Annotated in this window: 3 protein-coding genes; 2 read left to right on the top strand and 1 reads right to left on the bottom strand. The window is 59.6% G+C overall.

Going from position 1 to position 2,839, the window contains the following annotated elements:
* Window positions 1-178 precede the first annotated feature (178 nt).
* Window positions 179-1,171, top strand: a complete 993-nt coding sequence (locus A2I95_RS29695) for an IS30 family transposase (RefSeq protein ID WP_291735656.1) — start codon at window positions 179-181, stop codon at window positions 1,169-1,171.
* Window positions 1,172-1,274: 103 nt separating this feature from the next.
* A complete protein-coding gene (locus A2I95_RS29690) occupies window positions 1,275-1,763 on the top strand; it encodes a helix-turn-helix domain-containing protein (protein WP_291735654.1) in 489 nt (162 codons plus the stop codon).
* Here A2I95_RS29690 and A2I95_RS29685 read toward each other — a convergent pair.
* Window positions 1,760-2,839, bottom strand: a 1,080-nt coding sequence (locus tag A2I95_RS29685) for an ATP-binding protein (RefSeq protein WP_291735653.1), incomplete at its 5' end; no start/stop codon positions are given. The genes A2I95_RS29690 and A2I95_RS29685 overlap by 4 nt on opposite strands.

The following is a 2,839-nucleotide window of genomic DNA, read 5'->3' as shown; positions in this document are numbered from 1 at the left end:
CGATATGTGGGGTCTACGGGCTGCTAAGCCTTGCTCACGTCACGCCTCTTGGTGACGTTTCTGTTTTGCGCAGCCGGTGACATTTCTGAATGGTGTTTACATGAAATGTAGCCGGGGCACATTCTAGATTGGGTTGCGACAATTCCCCTATCTTGCTGGCAAGCAAGGAGAATGGAAGATGGCCCACATAGAGCTGGATTTGCGTGAACGGCGCGCAATTGAGGATATGCTGAACGCAAAGACGCCTGTGAGCAAGATCGCGGCTGCGCTCGGCAGGCATCGCTCTACTGTCTACCGCGAGATCAAGCGCAACCGCTTTGAAGACCGTGAACTGCCATATCTGAACGGCTACTACGGTGTGAACGCGCAGCGAACCGCGGCCGCCAGACGCATGCGCCGCCGCAAACTCGTGCGATTGAAAGAACTGCGCAAAGCAGTGATCACCCAATTGAAGGAAGGCTGGTCACCAGAGCAGATTGCCGGCCGCCTTGGGTTTGAAGGCCAACCGGTGCGTGTGAGCCACGAGACCATTTACGCTTACGTCTATGGCCCCGATGGCCAATCCGAAGAACTGGCGCGCCACCTGCCGAGCCGGCGCAAGAAACGGCAGCCGCGCTATGCGCGCAGGCCGCGCGGCCTTGTTTTCCCGCCGGAGCGCTCCATTCATCAGCGCCCGGAGCACGTGAAGTCCCGCGAGACATTCGGTGAATGGGCAGGCGATCTGATGATCTTCGAACGCGCCCAGGGCAATGCCAACGTGGCCACGCTTGTAGAGCGAAAGACGCGGTTTGCCGTCTTGTTCAGAAACCAAGACAGGAGCACCACACACCTGATGAACCGGCTGATGGACGTCATGGAACCCCTGCCCCAGCCGGCGCGGCGGTCCATCACCTTCGACAGAGGGATCGAGTTCCGGAACTGGCGCAAGCTCAAGCCTGGGATCGGAACGGAGGCGTGGTTCTGCGATCCCCAGGCGCCCTGGCAGAAAGGATCCGTCGAGAACCTCAACAAGCGGGCGCGCCGCTACCTGCCACGGGATACGCCTGTGGCCGCGCTCTCAAATCGCTCAATGAAGGCGATTTGCGACCGCTTGAACGGCACACCCAGAAAATGCCTCGGATGGCGCACACCGGCTGAAGCCTTCCGGGACGAACTCATGAAGCTAGGATAGCAGGAAGCGTCGCAACGACCCTTGAGCCTCCACCGACGCGCGCGCTCCCCCTAACTGCGACCCTTGTTAGAAAACAGTATGTTGCCTGACGAGAGGAAACGAAATGGGAGCTGTTTACAGCCGGCTGAGTATCACGGAACGACGCAAGATTGAACGCTGGAGGCATGCGAAGACCCCTGTGAACGAGATGGCGCGTGTCCTCGGGCGGCTGAAGAATGGCTGGATGCCAGAACAGATCGGCAACCGGATGATCCATGAAGGCGCCAGGCTGCGGGTCTGCCAGGAAACCATCTACCGCTACATCCATTCCAAAGAAGGTATTGGGCGCGTTGCAGGATTTGTGGGATATCTGCACACCTCCAATCTGCTGCAGTGCCTAGTCCGGACGCACCGGACCTTCGGCAGGGCAGCTGAATGTCTTTGGCCACGGGCGCCCGGCCTCATGGCGTGTCCTTCCAAGAATCTGGATGCAGGCACACAGAGCCGCCGCCCCGCAGATACGCCGGACTGCGTGGAAGCAGCCGCTGCGGCCGGCAAGTCCCGGCCCAAGAAAAAGCTAGCCGGCTCTTTTGCGGTACTGCTGCCCGCCTAACGCAGGATCCGCGCCAAAAGCTCGGCCTTGCGAAAGGGTTTGGACAGGAAATCGTTCATCCCAGCGGCCATGCAAGCCTCTACGTCGCTCGGCTGTGCATTGGCTGTCAGCGCAATGATCGGGCATTCCGGCAGCGCGGCGCCCTGCTCGTACTGGCGGATTTTCCGGGTGGCCTCGAGCCCGCCCAGGATGGGCATCGACAGATCCATCAGAATAAGGTCGCAGCCAGCAGATATGTATGCCTCAAAAGCGAGCTGCCCATTGGCCGCAAATTGCAGGTCAGCGCCAGTGGGTTTCAGCATCTTCTTGACGACCAGCTGGTTGGTCTTGTTGTCATCGGCAACAAGGATCCTCATCCCCTTCAAGGCCTCTGCCGGCAGATCCAACGGAGTGCTTGCGGCCTGTGTGTTCAACGCCATTCTTTGATCCTGGACGCGCGTGACGCCATCTTCCTGGCTGGCGGCGCCGTCCTCTGCATCCACCTGTTGCAAATCCAGATGGACCGTAAAGATCGCCCCCTGACCGGGGGCCGATGCCACGTCGATCCTGCCGCCCATCCGCTCAACCAGCGCCCGGGTGATCGCCAATCCCAGGCCGGTGCCTTCTACCACCCTTGTGGTCTGGCGGTTGACCTGTTCGAACGCAGAAAAAATCTGTTCGATCTGCGACTGATCGATCCCTGGGCCGGTGTCGCTGACCGAGATGCGCAGCGGCAGTTTCGCAGCGCCGGTGTCGTAGGAAACACTGGCGGTGACTTGCCCGGTGCCGGTGAATTTGATCGCATTACCCAGCAGGTTCATCAGGATTTGCCGGATCTTGCTGGCGTCCCCGATAAATGCCCGCGGGACGTCAGCGGGATAATCGGTGCGAAGATCGAGCCCCTTATAGGCCGCCTTTGCCCACAGCAGGGTCCCCACATCCTGGACAAGGTCCAACAGGGAAAAGGGAGCGTCCCGCAATGAGATTTTGTCCGCCTGAATTTTGGAAAAATCCAGAACATCGTTGATCACGCTCAGCAAGGCGGTGGCCGAATTGAAAATCGTGTCCGCGAACAAAGCCTGCTGGTCATCAAGTGC

This window comes from Leisingera sp. F5 (genome assembly GCF_001593695.1).
This window is presented reverse-complemented; position numbering and strand designations above follow the sequence as displayed.